This is a genomic window from Mediterraneibacter agrestimuris (genome assembly GCF_943193195.1).
Classification (GTDB): domain Bacteria; phylum Bacillota; class Clostridia; order Lachnospirales; family Lachnospiraceae; genus Schaedlerella; species Schaedlerella agrestimuris.
In genome coordinates, this window is record NZ_CALPDG010000004.1 from 137,461 (window position 1) to 154,028 (window position 16,568).

Annotated in this window: 8 protein-coding genes; all 8 read right to left on the bottom strand. The window is 43.1% G+C overall.

What is annotated here, in order from left to right; genetic code table 11:
* Positions 1-8: 8 nt before the first annotated feature.
* A complete protein-coding gene (locus tag NFS18_RS03845) occupies positions 9-3,167 on the bottom strand; it encodes a type 1 glutamine amidotransferase family protein (protein WP_251388120.1) in 3,159 nt (1,052 codons plus the stop codon).
* Between the two features lie 330 nt (positions 3,168-3,497).
* Positions 3,498-5,825, bottom strand: coding sequence for a ferrous iron transport protein B (gene feoB, locus NFS18_RS03850; RefSeq protein WP_251388123.1), 2,328 nt, complete (start codon positions 5,823-5,825; stop codon positions 3,498-3,500).
* Positions 5,826-5,970: 145 nt separating this feature from the next.
* A complete protein-coding gene (locus NFS18_RS03855) occupies positions 5,971-9,204 on the bottom strand; it encodes an ABC transporter ATP-binding protein/permease (protein ID WP_251388125.1) in 3,234 nt (1,077 codons plus the stop codon).
* A 172-nt stretch (positions 9,205-9,376) separates the two neighbouring features.
* Entirely contained in the window at positions 9,377-10,726 is a 1,350-nt protein-coding gene (locus NFS18_RS03860) for a methyl-accepting chemotaxis protein (RefSeq protein ID WP_251388127.1), read from the bottom strand.
* Positions 10,727-10,743: 17 nt separating this feature from the next.
* Positions 10,744-11,358 (bottom strand): cache domain-containing protein, encoded by a 615-nt coding sequence (locus NFS18_RS03865; protein ID WP_251388129.1) that lies wholly within the window; start codon positions 11,356-11,358, stop codon positions 10,744-10,746.
* Positions 11,359-11,729: 371 nt separating this feature from the next.
* A complete protein-coding gene (locus NFS18_RS03870) occupies positions 11,730-13,520 on the bottom strand; it encodes a methyl-accepting chemotaxis protein (RefSeq protein ID WP_251388131.1) in 1,791 nt (596 codons plus the stop codon).
* A 19-nt stretch (positions 13,521-13,539) separates the two neighbouring features.
* Positions 13,540-15,300: a methyl-accepting chemotaxis protein gene (locus tag NFS18_RS03875; protein WP_251388133.1), complete on the bottom strand. Its 1,761-nt coding sequence runs from the start codon at positions 15,298-15,300 to the stop codon at positions 13,540-13,542.
* A complete protein-coding gene (locus NFS18_RS03880) occupies positions 15,287-16,525 on the bottom strand; it encodes a nucleotidyltransferase family protein (RefSeq protein ID WP_251388135.1) in 1,239 nt (412 codons plus the stop codon). Before NFS18_RS03880 ends, NFS18_RS03875 begins: the two co-directional genes overlap by 14 nt.
* Between the last annotated feature and the right edge of the window lie 43 nt (positions 16,526-16,568).

A 16,568-nucleotide genomic window follows, 5' to 3' on the forward strand; every position in this document is an offset into this window, starting at 1 on the left:
GGTATTAATTAAAAATTTGTAATCTCATTATCTGTGGGAGCTTCTTCCATCTCCGTCTTACTCATATAAATGAATTCCGGTGACCTTAAGATTCCCATGGGCGTTAATTGATATTCGTCTGCCCATAAATCCCCCTCGCTTCTCCATGAATTTGGAGCTTTTTTATATTTCAATGTTTTTTCATGATGAAGCTGTGCAAATCCATTTTCACGGTTTCCATATAATTTGAAATCAACCTTATGCATTCCTGCTTGAAGCTCCGGCAATTCCAGTAAATACGGCGAATAAATAATATCTCCTGTCTCTTTGCCGTCAACAAAAACGCTGATCAGCGCCCCTCTGTAAGCCGGGACACGTATGGCAAGACGCTCGTTTTCTTTTATATCCACCTCTGTATGCCATGTTATATTGCCAGTGTAGAACGGAAGCTTCCGGGCTGAATAATCGCAGAAAGCCATTTCCTTAACCGGCTCTGTTATTGTTTTCAGAAGTCCCTCCACGCACACGCCAAAATCTCCAAGTAAATAACACCATTCCATGTTTGTCCATTCGGCAATCGGTTCACAGATTTCAAGGATATTCACTCCCTTTCTAAGCCCTGGAAGCGGAATTGTCTGAATGCTACGGTCCACATAATATCCATCCGCTTCTGCCTCTATCTGCTCTCCATTCCAGACAATCTCAAATAGCTCAGGAGATTCCAGGACCAGATGGATTTGTTCAAGCCTGATTTCACTCTCAATCTTAAAACGCAGATATACCCGGTTCAGAATTTCCGTTTCTGTTTTTTTCATCATATAGGGTTGACAAACATTTTTCCTTCTAAGCGGAATGCCAAGTTTTTTTCTGCATAAATTATCAATCTTCAGAAGTTCCTCTATTGGCTGATATCCCCTGCCGTCCATCGAATATTCCGCATAATCCAGAAGACAGGCATTTGGCTCAGAAAGTGTTATCGGAACTCTGTTAAATATACGGGAAATCCGGCTTTTTGGCTTTTGTATTTTTTCTATTTCTGTGCAAACCTCTTCCTTTCCTTCTGTTAACTCCAGCAGCAAACTATCATGCATATGCCACGTCCGCTCAAACACCGTTTTTCCATGTTCATATCGTTCAGGACGCAGATCTTTGATTTCTCCTGTGTCTGTATCATACAGCCGCGTCTTATATTCTCCATTTATAGTAATTGTAAGTCTTTGACACGGATCTACGTCCTTACTTTCCGGCTCTTTCCCTCCGGTAAGAAACAACCATTTTATATGTTCTTCTTCCCGGAGCTGGTACAGCAAAAAGTTTGCCCTTCCGCCCTTTTCATCTCTAACGTCTATAAAGCGCTCATCCTCCAAGGCTTCTAATACTGACGCACTGTCGAAGGAAACCTTTTCAGCTTTTTCAAAAAGCTGATACGCTTCATCGGATTCCACTGCATCCACATACCTCGGACATCCGGATAAAAATATCACTCTTCCTTTAGCTCTCTGGAACTCCTTTAATATGCCCAGCGTTGTTTTTCTGATTGTTTCACAATCTGGGACAATCACGGTACGATAAGACATTTCACCTACTTTCAGACCTGTTCCAGTCCCCTGATACAGCTCTGTAAGACAGGACTCGCTGATAAAATCAAAATCCACTAAACCGAACAGCAAAATCTCTGTCAATTCTGAGAAATGCCGCTCCAGCCTGTCCCTGACCGCTTTCGTCTGGCTGGAGGGACCGTAGTGAATCCAATAACTTTCTACCGGGTGGATCACCGCAACATCCGCTTTTGCTTTTCCTCTTGTAAGAACTGTATTTAATCTTGCAAAATGCTCTTCTATAACCCGAAACTTCTTATACCAGGGCGACTGATAGCTGATACTTGGCGGGTAATCACGTTTTGCCTCTCCCTTCATAGACATCCAGGCCAGATGAGGTACACGGAAAGTGACTCCCAAAGCGGCAAGCCAGTTTCCCTGTAATTTAAATCCGCGAAAATCGAAATCCCATCCTGTGACGCCGTATATCTCACAAGTCATTCCTTCACAGCCCTTCTGCCGTACCATAGACTGACATTGCTTTGCAGTGTTATATTCATAGAGATTATGCAGCATATCAATACCCGGCAAATGCATACTCCGGTATCCCCTCATCACATCACCCATCGCCTGAGTCTGACTCTCGAGCGTTGGCTCCTTCAGCATATGTCCAGTCATAAATAGATTATTTTCTTCACACCACTTTCCTATTGTATCTACATAAGAGCGGACAAAGCGTTCTGCCACATGGTTGTGATATTCATACCTCACCTTTGAAATTTTACCATCCGGCAGCTCCCATACCAGTTCTGGCAGATATTCTAAAATATTGATGCCGGCTTCATTTTGAAATGTTACAGGAAAATCCCAAGTCCAGGGCAGCCAGCAGTCTTTCTTTTCTTCTGCAAAACTAAGTGTCACTTTATTTAAAACTTGCGGCTCATCAGTAAAAATAGATTTGATACTTGTTCCAAAATCATTTTCCAGAACTTCTTTATATCTCTCATGAGTTCTATTAACAAATTCTTGAACTGCCTCCTGATTCATCGTGTCCAAATAAGTTCCCCTGTTAAACCATTCACTCGAATCACCTTCCATCTGATAGACATACCAAAGTGTCCCCTCAACCGTTTCTCCTTCTGTCCACTTTCGGTATTTTTTCAAACTTCCGTCCTTTTCTAACTGGATATCAAATGCTGCCGTCAGCTTAGCTTCGTCCTTTTGGCGAAAATATACAGTTCCTACTACGCCGCCAGCCCTGTCCCTTCCCCTCTCCATCTTTTCAGTTGTAAAAACCAAATACTGCAAACGATATTGGGGAATTTCTTTTGTAATTGAGCCGCCTGCAGTTCCGGACGGCCAGCGGTCTTCATCATATAAATACATCAGCAAGTCATTTTCTTTTCCCTTATCTCTGGCGAATTTAATAAATTCCATAAATTCGTCAGTAAGATACGGCGTATCCATCCCTGTTCTGACATGGCAGTGAAAGCCTCCAAACCCCATTTCATGAAAACATTTAATTTGTTCTTCCATAACCCCCTTTTCCAATTCACAATTCCATGCCCAAAAGGGCGCCGAGCGATATTCTTTGCCGGGATTATAGAACTCTTCTATAGGATATAAATCTTTTTTCTTTGAATACATCATATGATACGGCTCCTCACACATTATAAAATACTCTTATTATCTTTCAGCCAAATTTTATGTTGTCATAATAAAACACTACTCAAAAAAATACTATACGCAAATTTACCAAAAAATGCGTGTTTTTTCATATAATTATTACTTTCGTTCATTATCTGAAATGTATTATTTCATTTTATTTCAAAACGAATTTCATTTTATATTCTTTTACTTAGAAAATATCCTTCTTCCAAAAATTCCCTCAAAAAAACAAAACAAAAAGAACCTTTCATTTACACTCAAAGGTCCTTTTCGCAATTTAACTGATATTATATTTTTTAAGGCACATCCGCTTTAAAATATCCAAATCTGATATACCACAAATGCCGCGATCCACGCGATTGCACATTGTCCGGCAACCATAATTGCCGCCCATTTTCCTCCCAGTTCACGCTTCACAGAAGCGATTGCAGCCGCACATGGCGTATAAAGCAGGCAGAACACAAGCAATGATGCTGCACCAGCGGCAGACAGCGTTTCCTGCAAAACTGCGGCGCTCCCAAACAAAACTGTCAGAGAGGACACTACACTTTCTTTAGCAAGGAAACCGGAAATCAATGCCGTCACTATTCTCCAGTCTCCAAATCCCGCCGGGGCAAAAACCGGAGCCAGAACTCCCGCTGCCATTGCCAGAATACTATCCTGAGAATCTGCCGCCATATTCAAGCTTGTATCAAAGTTCTGTAAGAACCAGATAACAATTGTTGCAAGGAAAATAACAGTAAATGCTCTCTGCAAAAAGTCCTTAGCCTTATCCCACAAAAGCAGTGACACATTCTTCGCTCCCGGCATCCGATAGTTAGGAAGCTCCATAACAAACGGAACCGCCTCGCCTTTAAACGCCGTCTTTTTTAAGATCAGCGCCATCAAAATTCCCATAACAATACCGAACAGATATAAACCGATCATTACCAGCGCACCCTTTCCCGGGAAAAACGCTGCTGTAAAAAATGCATAAATCGGCAATTTTGCCGTGCAGCTCATAAATGGGGTCAGAAGAATCGTCATCTTACGGTCCCGTTCAGACGGCAGCGTCCTGCTCGCCATCACTCCCGGCACGGTACAGCCGAAGCCAATCAGCATTGGGACAATACTTCTTCCCGACAGCCCCAGCTTTCGGAGCAATTTATCCATAATAAAAGCAACACGCGCCATATATCCGCTGTCTTCCAACAGGGACAGGAAGAAGAACAAAGTAACAATAATTGGCAGAAAGCTAAGTACACCTCCTACACCGCTGAAAATACCATCGATCACCAGCGAATGCACAACATTGTTGACATTTGCCGCAGTCATCGCACTGTCCGCCGCATTTGTCAGCATCGCAATACCACTTTCCAAAATCCCCTGTAGGAATGCCCCGATCACATTAAATGTGAGCCAGAACACCAGTCCCATAATTGCGATAAATGCCGGAATCCCCGTGTATTTTCCGGTCAAAAACTTATCCATCCTCCGGCTTCTGACCCGCTCTTTACTCTCCTTTGGCTTGATCACCGTCTCACTGCATACTTCTTCTATGTAATTAAATCTCATCTGCGCCACTGCTGCAGCACGATCCATTCCTGTTTCTTCCTCTGTCTGCAAAGCAATATCTTCCAGCATCCTCTTCTCATTTTCTGTCAGATTCAACTGCTCCAGAATCTTTGTATCACCTTCCATCACCTTGCTTGCCGCAAAACGCACCGGAATCTCTGCTTCCCTGGCATGGTCTTCAATCAAATGCATTACCGCATGGATTCCTCTGTGGATTCCTTCATCTTTCTTACAAAAATCCATCTCCTGCGGACATTCCTGATATTTTGCGACATGGAGGGCATGACGGACTAATTCCCCGATTCCCTCGCCCCTTGCAGCCGCGATTGGAATCACAGGAACTCCCAGTGCCTCCTCCATCTCATTAACCATTACAGAACCACTGTTCTCCCGCAGCTCATCCATCATATTCAATGCCACGACCATCGGAAATCCCAGTTCTAACAACTGCATGGTCAGATAAAGATTTCGCTCAATATTCGTAGCATCCACGATATTAATAATACCCTTCGGCTTCTCGCGGATGACAAACTCACGCGTTACAATTTCCTCACTGCTGTAAGGCGACATGGAATAGATACCGGGCAAATCCGTAATCAGTGTATTCTCATGTCCGCGGATCATACCATCCTTCCTGTCCACCGTCACACCTGGAAAGTTTCCCACATGCTGTTTTGCACCTGTCAGCTGGTTAAATAATGTGGTCTTACCGCAATTCTGATTACCCACCAGTGCAAAAGTAAGCGTTTCTCCCTCCGGCAGCGGCTTCTCTTCTTTTCTGTCATGAAATTTACCATCCTCTCCGTATCCCGGATGATATTTCTCCCTCTTCTGCGCTTTCGCCTTTGCCGTCCTTGGACTGTGAGGTTCACTGATTTTAATGTTGTCCGCATCCTCCAAACGGATGGTCAGTTCATATCCGTGTATCCGCAGTTCGATCGGATCTCCCATCGGCGCATATTTCACAACAGTAACTTCCGTTCCCTGAATCAGCCCCATATCCAGAAAATGCTGACGCAGAGCGCCGGAACCGCCGATGTCCTGTATTGTCGCTGTATCTCCGATTGATAACTCACTTAGTCTCATTCGTATTCCCTCTCCTTTCATCACTCTGACTTTTATTAGTCTATTCTAACTCAAGTTATCCTATATGTCAACCAAAAGTTTATTCATTGCCGAGAACACCATAGATATGGTTACTGTTCGCACCCATTGGGTGCGAACAGTAACTTTATTCTGTCCTGAGCGCCGTTACCGGATCTTCTTTGGCAGCTTTCTTAGACGGAATAATCCCGCCTATCAGAGTTAGAATAATACTTAAGGCAATGAGAATGATTCCCCCCACAGGCGGCAAAACTGCATTCATATTGTTATTTCCTGCAAGGGTATGGATTATGTGGTTTGCTGGAATCAGTAAAAACAATGTCATTCCAATCCCAATAAATCCCGCAAGCGCTCCGATGATAAATGTTTCTGCGTTAAATACCTGTGACACATTTTTTCTTGAAGCACCGATGGCTCTCAAGATACCGATTTCCTTTTTCCGTTCCAGTACACTGATGTAAGTGATCACTCCAATCATAATAGAAGAAACCACAAGAGAAATCGCTACAAATGCAATCAGAACATAACTGATAAGATTGACGATCGTTGTCACAGAAGACATCAGGCTCCCCACCACATCTGTATAGCTGATAACCTTATCTTCGTCCTCCCTTTCCATCCGCTCATTGTAGGAATCCAAAATCGCCGCAACCTCTTCTTTGCTCTCAAAATCCTTCGGATAAAGAGCAATCTGCGATGGACTGGACTTATCTGCATATCCCAGCTTCGCCAGATTGGAATCATAGGTGAAAATTTCCTTCGACATCATAGACGCCATCAACTCTGCCAGATCCTGCTCTGTCATATTCATCGTAACCGCACTGGCAAATACATCTGTATCAAATGTAAATGCATTTTGCATAGCTATACCAAGCTGTGCCATACTTACCGACAATTCTCGCTCTAAGGTACTGCTGATGGAACCTGCAACGCTCTGCATATACTCTTCCATAATTGCCGGAAGCTTCTCTTCAATCCCGCTTGACTGTACAAAATCCGTCATGCTCTTGCTCAAAGCCGCCTTTGCCTGCTCTGAATCCATATAGCCCACAAAGTAGTCATTAAATTTGTCAATATCAGGCAGATTGTTTTCCTGTGCATAAACATTATATCCTTCCAGCGCTCCGGTCAGGATTATCTGTATCTGTTCTTCACTCAGCTGCTGTCCGCCGTTTTCAATCATGGCATTCTGAATTGCCGTTCCAAGTGCTTCGGAACCGCCGTTATCCATATACTGTTGAAAATATACAGGAAACTGTGCAATATCTGTTTCAGGATTCTGGGCGGCATAATCCTGATACCCGGTCATCAGATCAGACACCAGCGTCTGCACCTGCTCTGCCGACACCTGAAGCTCCAGCTGACCTACGATATCTCCAACCTCAAGAGGCGGCAGCTCCAAACTGCTCATCGCATTGTTAATACCGCTCAGATCCAGATTCAATTTGCTTCCATCTACCTGAAATGCAGACTGAATTTTCTGTTCGTCTATTGTAAAGAGGGATTCCATATCAAACTCATTTTCCGAATTTTCCTTTTCATCAAAGCCCTTTCCCGTAAAAATGTTCTTATTCCGGTCCGCAAGCTGGGCTTTCACAATCTCACTGTTTGAAGCATTTTCAATAACATGATCCACCAATTCCGAAGTGTAATAAATCCCAAAAGACAGCATCGCCGCACTGGCATCTTCCTTGGGCTGGACGATTCCCACAATTTCCAAATCTTCGCCGTTTTTAACAAGATTTTTCATATATTCTCTGTCATCCCGTTTATCTTTCCACAGATCATACTCCGAATCATAGGAATAATAATCTGCAGCGGACACCAGCTTAAACTTGATTCCCAGAACATCTTCGTAGTTGTAAGAATTGTTGATTTCGGGAATTGTAACTTCTTCCTCTTTCGTAAACTGACTAACCATCTTATCCAATTCTTCCGGATCACGAAGGTTCAGCGTGTACAGCATAAAATCTCCAATGTTACCGCCTGCGGTCAGAACAAGCACACACTCATTCCTGTTTTCCGGCCAGTGTCCTGCCCGGATGTTATACTGTTCCTCATAAAGGGTCTTATCCTCCGGCATTTTTCTGAATACATCTGTACTCATCATCATAGACATTATACTGTTGGTACTCTCACCAGAACCAAGCCCCATGGATTTAAAAGACTGATCCGGGTGTACCTGCCGTACATTTTCTGCATCCGCACTGTAAATCTGCGGCGATACATTGTATGTATATTCCACTGCATTTGTATAAGCTTCCACACCAGAATCTCCCGTATCCAGATAAGCCTTCAGAGATTCCAGATCGTTAGAACCCACAGTGGAAAACATCCCTGTCAGCATATTGCCGACCTTCATATCACCTTTTTCTGGTTCCGCTTTTCTTTCTGACGGTTCCGCAAACATCGCTGTCATATCCAGACCGGAGCTTTGTATCTGTATAGGATATTCAGACAATGTTTCTTCTTCAATATCCTGAATATAATTGTTCACACCATTGGATAAAGACAGGATCAATGCAATTCCGATGATACCAATGGAACCTGCAAATGCAGTCAAGATCGTCCGTCCTTTTTTCGTCTTTAAGTTATTAAAACTCAAAGACAATGACGTCAAAAAAGACATAGATGTCTTACCCATATTCTTATGTTCCGCTGTCTGTGCAGTCTCTTCATCCACTTCATATGGATTGCTGTCAGAACGAATCTTCCCATCCCGCAGATTGACGATACGAGTTGCATATTCCTCTGCCAGCTCCGGGTTATGAGTCACCATAACAACCAGTCTGTCCTTTGCCACATTCTTCAGCAAATCCATAACCTGTACGCTGGTATCGCTGTCCAGTGCACCCGTAGGTTCATCTGCAAGCAGAATATCTGGATTGTTGACCAGCGCTCTTGCAATGGCTACACGCTGCATCTGTCCTCCCGACAACTGATTCGGCTTCTTATGGAGCTGCTCGCCCAATCCCACCTCTTCTAACGCATGAGCTGCTTTCTCACGCCGTTCACTCTTGGAAATACCGGAGATAGTCAAAGCCAGTTCTACATTTGCCAGAATCGTCTGGTGGGGAATCAGGTTATAACTTTGAAACACAAAGCCAATCGTATGATTGCGGTAGGAATCCCAGTCCCTGTCTTTATAATCCTTTGTGGAAATCTCATTGATAATCAAATCACCGTTGTCATAGCGGTCTAATCCCCCTATAATATTAAGAAGTGTCGTCTTACCGGAACCGCTTGGTCCGAGAATTGCAACAAATTCATTGTCACGTAAGTTTAAACTCACATCATCCAGCGCCTTCTGCACCAGACTGCCCGTCCTGTACTCTTTGCATATATTTTTAATCTGTAACATTCTATAATCCTTTCATATTTATATCTGTTTTCACAAAAAATTTTAACACGTTTCAGACGTGGAGTGTACTATTTATTTCATTAATTATTCTTAAAAAACAAGTCCACACAAGACACAAGTGATTCGTTTATCACTCATATCCTGTGTGGACACGTTATAATTACTCATGTTATCAATAATCGCTGCCTGGAAGCTTAAACTGACCAACCATGTCATCTAACAGCCGCGCCTGAGAGGAAAGCTCTTCACTGGCTGCTGCAGACTCCTCACTCGTGGCAGAGTTCGTCTGAACAACTGCTGAGATTTGGTCTAAGCCCACCGTTACCTGAGAAACAGCATCTGCTACAGATGTGATCATTTCTGCAACTTTTATCATATCCCCAACAGCAAGCTCTGCAAGTTTTGTTGTACTCTGCAGTGCCTCTGTAACATCACGCACAATGATATTACCGCTTTCTACTGATTTAACAGAACTTTCTATTAGCTCCTTTGTAGCCTTGGCTGCCTGATCGGACTTAGAAGCCAGATTACGAACCTCATCTGCCACCACAGCAAAACCTTTACCTGCTGTTCCTGCCCGTGCGGCCTCTACGGCAGCATTGAGCGCCAATATGTTCGTTTGGAAAGCAATATCTTCAATTGTCGCAATAATACGGCTGATTTTATGGGAAGATCCATTAATTGCTTCCATTGCCACTGTCATTTGTTCCATCATTCCATTACTACGAACGACCTGTTCTCCTGCCTGTTTTGCACGTTCCTGTGATTCTATGGAAACATCTGCCGTTTCTTTCACATTATTAGAAATATTATAAACCGTTGCTACCAGTTCCTGTACAGAGCTTGCCTGTTCTGTTGTACCCTGGGCCAATGCCTGCGCCCCGTCAGATACCTGGGACGCACCGGCCGCAATCTGGTCGGCGCTTGTATGAATACCTGCAAGTACATCACTTAGCTTGTCTTTGATCTGACGCATAGATACAAGCAAGTGGGCAAAATTTCCAATATAAAATTCTTCTGCTTTGGAATCTACAACAAAATTTCCATTTCCCATTTCACTAAGTATATAATCTATATCTTTCAATATCATACTTAATGCATTTACAATAATTTTTGTTGATGAAACCAGATCGCCAACCTCATCACTTCGTTCAAAGTCCGGCACAGGTGCATCCAGATCCCCTTTTGAAAGCAGCTGCAGACGCTCTGCGCAGGCCTTAATAGGCGTTCCGATTCCAAGAGCAAGCCGTAAAGCAACCAAAGAAGCAATGACTACGGCTGCAGCCAGCAATACAATTGTGATAATCATGCCAAACGTTGCCGCTCCGGTAAAGTCCGAAACAGGCGCGCTGATGGCAATACTCCATCCATTAGTTTCGGGAACAGGAGCATATGCACTAAACATACTTTTACGGTCATAAGAATACTGGCTAAATCCAGACTCCCCTGCAATCATATCTGTTTCAATTGCAGCCAGATCCTTCAAAGATGAGTCTGTCTCTGCCTGCTGAATTATATTCACCTGATTACGGACAGTTTCTAAATCCTCATGAGCAATAATGTTCCCCCGGCATCCAGCATATAAGCAAAGCCATGCTTGCTAACTTGAAGCGAAGTTACAATATCATTCAAAAATGTTTCCTTGGGAACAAAGTAAAGCACACCATAAATCTCTCCGCCGGCTTCACCATCTTTCCAGACAGGTGCAGAGACAATAATCGTGACCTCGCCTGTTACACTGGAAATCAGCGGCTCAGAAACGAAAGTATTTCCTTGTACTGCCTCCTGGAAATACGCCCGGCTGCTGTAATCCGATCCATCTATAAGACTGATGCCATGTGTATCCAGCAGGTTAAAGCGCTGGAATCCATAAGCATCGACCTTCTGCTGCAGCAGCTTCATTTTCTCATCCAGGCTGACCTCAGGATCAGACAAACTCGGAACACTGCCTGATTCACCAGCAATTGCCATGTATTCCCCGAGCTGATAAGACACTCTTTCTCCCGTAACAACCGCCATCTTTTTCATAGTAGTCTCTAACGTAGACCGGGTGCCTATATACCCCAGAGCGCACGCAATTCCTCCAACTAAGGATAAAGAAACTACGATTGTCAAAATCATGGATAGCAGAATTTTCCCTTTGATTGTTTTCATTTGTTTCTCCTCCACTCATGTAGATTCATCATAACGTGCTGGCTAATTCCACAACATGAAATGCTGCCTGAAGTCAGTATTGTCATGTTTCCATAATATAAAAACCAGCCCTTTATACTTCCAGGTTATACCATATAATATGGCGGTTTCTCAAGTATAATCTATATATATCAATAATTCTCAAAAAACCTCTCAATCACTTCCGCTGTACCGTCATGGTCGTTATATTGATTGGAATAGAATCCGTAAACGAATGAATTTGTTTTTATTTTCGTAAAAAGAGACCTGGAGATTTATTGTCTCCCGGTCCCTTCTGCCAGCGTAATACTTACGCAATTTCATACATATCTTTTCGTATTAATCTTAAATTCCTACAGTTCATCATACTTATCGCCGCCGGATGTCGGATAATCATAACTATAATCAGACTCAGCCGGTGCACTATATGTCTTCTTTGTAAATGTCGGAGCTGCGCCAACTCCATTTTCTTTTCTCAGCTTAAATACATCTACCAGACTCTTTAATGTCTGTGACTGTGCCGACAGCTCTTCACTTGCGGCTGCACTTTCTTCTGCCGTTGCTGAGTTGGTCTGAACAACTCCTGCAATCTGGTCTACTCCCATACGAACCTGTGAAATCGCTTCTGCCTGTTCTGCTGCTGATGAAGAAATATCATTCACATAAGTTGTTACTAACTTGGCACTGTCAACAGTTGCCATCAGAGCCTCAGCAGTCTTATTCGCAATATCTGTACCGTTGTTAACAGCTTCAATTGTTCCCTCAATAAGATCTGTCGTATTTTTTGCTGCCTCTGCACTCTTAGATGCCAGATTACGCACCTCGTCTGCAACAACTGCAAATCCCCTTCCTGCTTCTCCCGCTCTTGCAGCCTCAACCGCTGCATTCAGCGCCAGAATATTCGTCTGGAATGCAATATCCTCAATTGTTTTAATAATCTTTCCGATATTTTCTGACTTCTGGCTGATTTCTGCCATTGCCTCAATCATGCTGCTCATCTGTTCATTAGACAGACCAAGAGCCTCTTGCGCTCCGTATACCTTATTGCTGGCTTCTTTTGCATTTTCTGCAGTTCTCTGTATGTTCTCAGAAATCTCTGTAATTGTAGCTGCCAGTTCTTCCACAGAACTAGCCTGTTCTGCAGATGCCTCTGAAAGATTCTGTGCACCGGCAGATACCTGGTCTGAACCTTCTGCCACCTGATCAGAAATCTGATGAACCTGTGATAAAGTATGGCTCAGATTATGGTTCATCTGTATGATAGACTCCAGAATCGGTACCAAATCACCTTTGTAAATAGCAGCATCTGCATTCAGGTCGAAGTTACCCTTTGCCATCTCATTCATCAGGTAACTCAGGTTTCCAATAACCTCTTCCAAAGTTCTACATGTCTGTTTTACATTACGCACCAAGGCTCCAAGTTCATCCTTAGACTCATGAGTAAATTCGTGCGACATATGCCCCTCAGCAAGCCCTTTCATCGCATCTACCACTTCTGTAACCGGTTTTACAATCGCTCTCGTCACTTTCGCACAGATCACCATTCCCAGTACAATAGCAATAATACTTATCGCAAGCAGAACAATCATCGCTGTGGTTGTTGTCCGCATACTTTCTTCTACCGTTGCTGTACGAATTGTGTTAGTCTCTTCATTCAACGGCTTCACGAGTTCTACTACCTTGGACAAAGCCGGTATACATTCTTCCACAATAGCCTTCTGAGCACCCGTCATATTACCGTTCTCCAGCATTGCGAGAATATTCTCTCCGATTCCCAGCCATTCTTCTACGGCTTTCTGATACTCATTCAATGCATTTCCATCTAATACATTTAACTTATGAAGCTCTTCAAAATTCTGATTAATTGTATTAATATTTTCCTGTATTTTCTGTGCTACTTCCGCATACTCGCTCTTATCCTCTTCAATATACATATCACGGAGATAGCGGGCTGTGATATTCGCTGCAAGCCGATTTTCTTTGATCAGATCATCCGCTTTTATAGAACCAGTCATAAAATTCTCTAAGTTACGGTTCGCTTTCTTCAATTCAAGCATTGAAAAAGAAGCAATCAAAACTGTAAGAATCAGTATGATCCCAAATCCAAGCAATAACTTTTTCCTTACATTTAAATTCTCAAACATTATAATACCCCTTCTTCCTTTAGTATTTGCTATTATTATCGTATGGTGAATCTGTTCTATATATATCCTCCTGAGAATAGGTCGTTTCTACAGTAGTATCTGCATGTGCTCCTGTTTTTCCCATACCCGCATCTCTGAGTGTGAAACGTCCTACCAGACCTTTCAGTATCTGTGACTGTCCTGACAGTTCTTCGCTTGCCGCCGCACTTTCTTCTGCTGTCGCAGAGTTTGTCTGAACAACACTTGAAATCTGGTCAACTCCCTGTGTCACTTCGGCAACAGCCTCTGCCTGCTGCTCTGCCGCATCAGAAATCTTCTCAACTGTTCCCACAGCCTTCTTGGTACTCTCTACAGTTGCATAAATAGCAGATGCTGTCTGCTCTGCAATTCTGGTTCCATCTTCAACCGCTGCTATAGAACCTTCGATCAACAATGTTGTATTCTTTGCTGCTTCCGCACTCTTGGATGCCAGATTACGGACTTCATCAGCAACAACCGCAAATCCTTTACCTGCTTCTCCTGCTCTTGCAGCCTCAACTGCTGCATTCAGCGCCAGAATATTTGTCTGGAATGCAATATCCTCGATTGTTTTAATAATTTTTCCAATCTCGCTGGATTTAGTGCTGATCTCTTGCATTGCCTGCATCATCTCTTCCATGCTCTTATTAGAACGTGAAAGTTCTTCCCCAGCTTCCTCTACCTGACTCTTTGCTTCCTTTGCATTATCAGCAGTCATTCTTATCTGCTCAGAAATCTCATTGATAGTAGCTGCCAGTTCTTCCACAGAGCTTGCCTGCTCTGTTGCTCCCTGAGACAGTCCCTGTGCTCCTGAAGACACCTGGTCAGAACCGCTTGCCACCTGATCTGCCGCATCATTAATCTGGGAAAGTGTGTTGCTCAGATTTGCATTCATTCTTCTGATAGATTTCAGGATTGGTTTAAAATCTCCCACATACCCATCCTCTGCTTTTGTCCTGATGTTGAAGTTTCCATTCGCCATCTCATCCATCAGATATGTAAGGTCTGAAACAACTTTATAAAGTGTCTGGCTGGTATTCCGGAAACTCTGTGCAAGAACCCCCAACTCATCCCCAGATTCATATGCGATATTCTGATTCAGCTCTCCCTCTGACATCTTTCCATATGCAAATTCCAGCTCTGAAATAGGCTTTGTGATACCACGGATCAAATAGAATATGATCCAAACCGCAACTACAAATAAGGCTACAAAAACACCGATGATCAGCCAAATATTACTATTGACAATTTTGGCTGCAGATGTATTGAAATCTACTGCATTCGTATTGAATTCCTGATACAGATTTTGTGATTCAGCCGCACACTCTGTAATCACCGGAGCAAGTTCATTCAACAAAACACGCTCTGCCTCACTCCAGTTTCCATTCTCTGCTGAAGACGATATCTTTGCATAAATTGCAGCCACTTCACTAAGGAGCTGTTTAATCCTTTCCAGTGACTCTGGCTGGCTTCCCTCAAGGCTCTCCAGTTTTGCCAGAATATCCTCTGCTTCCTTTGTCGTAGACGCAATTTTCTGCGTATCCAGATTTTTATTTAGCATACCGTTGTATAAAAGCGCCTCAACCTCATACACCTTCCTGGAATATTCCATGGCTTCTGTCGCTCCTACAAATGGTCCTTCAAACATATCGTGTGTAAGGTTTCCTACTTTTCGTACAGATAAAATCGCTAATGACATCAGAATAATGGATGCCACTATCGTAACCCCAAAACCCAAAATCAATTTTTTACCTATCTTCATGTTCTTCATCTTCCGGTATCCCTTCCTTTTTCTTTAATTTATTTATAATCTTAACTTTTAGCTCTGCCATCCACTCCTTTATCATCCCTCTCTTCTCTCGGATAAATGCAGCGACAGACTTCTTGAAGATGCGGATTACCCGAATCCCCCAGCAAACACACAACAGACATGGAACCCTTCTCAGAATCGGAAAAAACTGTATCATATACTCCCTCGGCGGAAACATCCACTCCTGCTGTTTCTTCTCCCACTCTTCTTCTCTGTCTCTTTGATAAAAATCAACTCTGATTTTTTCATATGGTATAATTCTGGAGTCTAATCTCTGACTTTCCATTCCCTTAGAAAAAATATACTCTTCCAGCTGGAATGTCTCCGCAGGCTCTGCATCCTGCCCCTTTCCAAACCACAGAAAAGTGAGACCATTTAATTGTCTTACAAATTCAGTCAATCCCGCCTTTCCCAAAATTTCTTCGTACTGTTTCTGTCCTGTTTCCAACCCGGGACTCTGCGTGAGATAGTGATAATCCATAATATCCCGTATCCGCAGATTGCCTGTCATATATGCATCCAGATACCGGCCGATCTGGTACAGGAACCGTAACGAGACATCCCATGGCAGAACCCCTGTCTTTTTGGGCATATAATAATACTTCTTTGCAGTATTCATGAGATACTTGTGCAAAACCTCATTTCCAACCCGGATATCATTATAAAATATAACTCTGATTCCGGGTGTCCGGAAATACACTCTTCCCTCGTCTACTCTGTTCGCTTCATGCTCATAATCCATACTGAGCATAATTTCATGGACTTCCTCCAGATTCCTTTCAGATACAAGAATCTCCAAAGCAGATGTATATCCAAGCTCCCACTGTGGATACATAGATTGCAACTCTATCCCCCGCAGCAGTACCCCCGGAATCCCATATCTTTGCATCTGCCACAAAATGACTTCCAAAGCGTTCTTATACTCTTCTCCCAACAGGATTTCTCTATGGTATTTGTCATAAAACTGCTCCGTTTCAGCATTGGAGAGTCCCTTTTCCATTCCCAGCGATCCATAATATACAGGACTCACAATACGATGAAACTCTGCAAGCTTTAAGATCTCCCTCCAATTGAGCTTTCTGCGCGGAACAACTGCTTTTTTCTCATTGATTACAGAAGACAGCAGCATGACCAAATACCTGTTCTCGTAACTAATGACCCTCACCCCGTTTCCCACAAAGCATGACTCAGTATATTTATCGGATAATTCTAATAAAAAT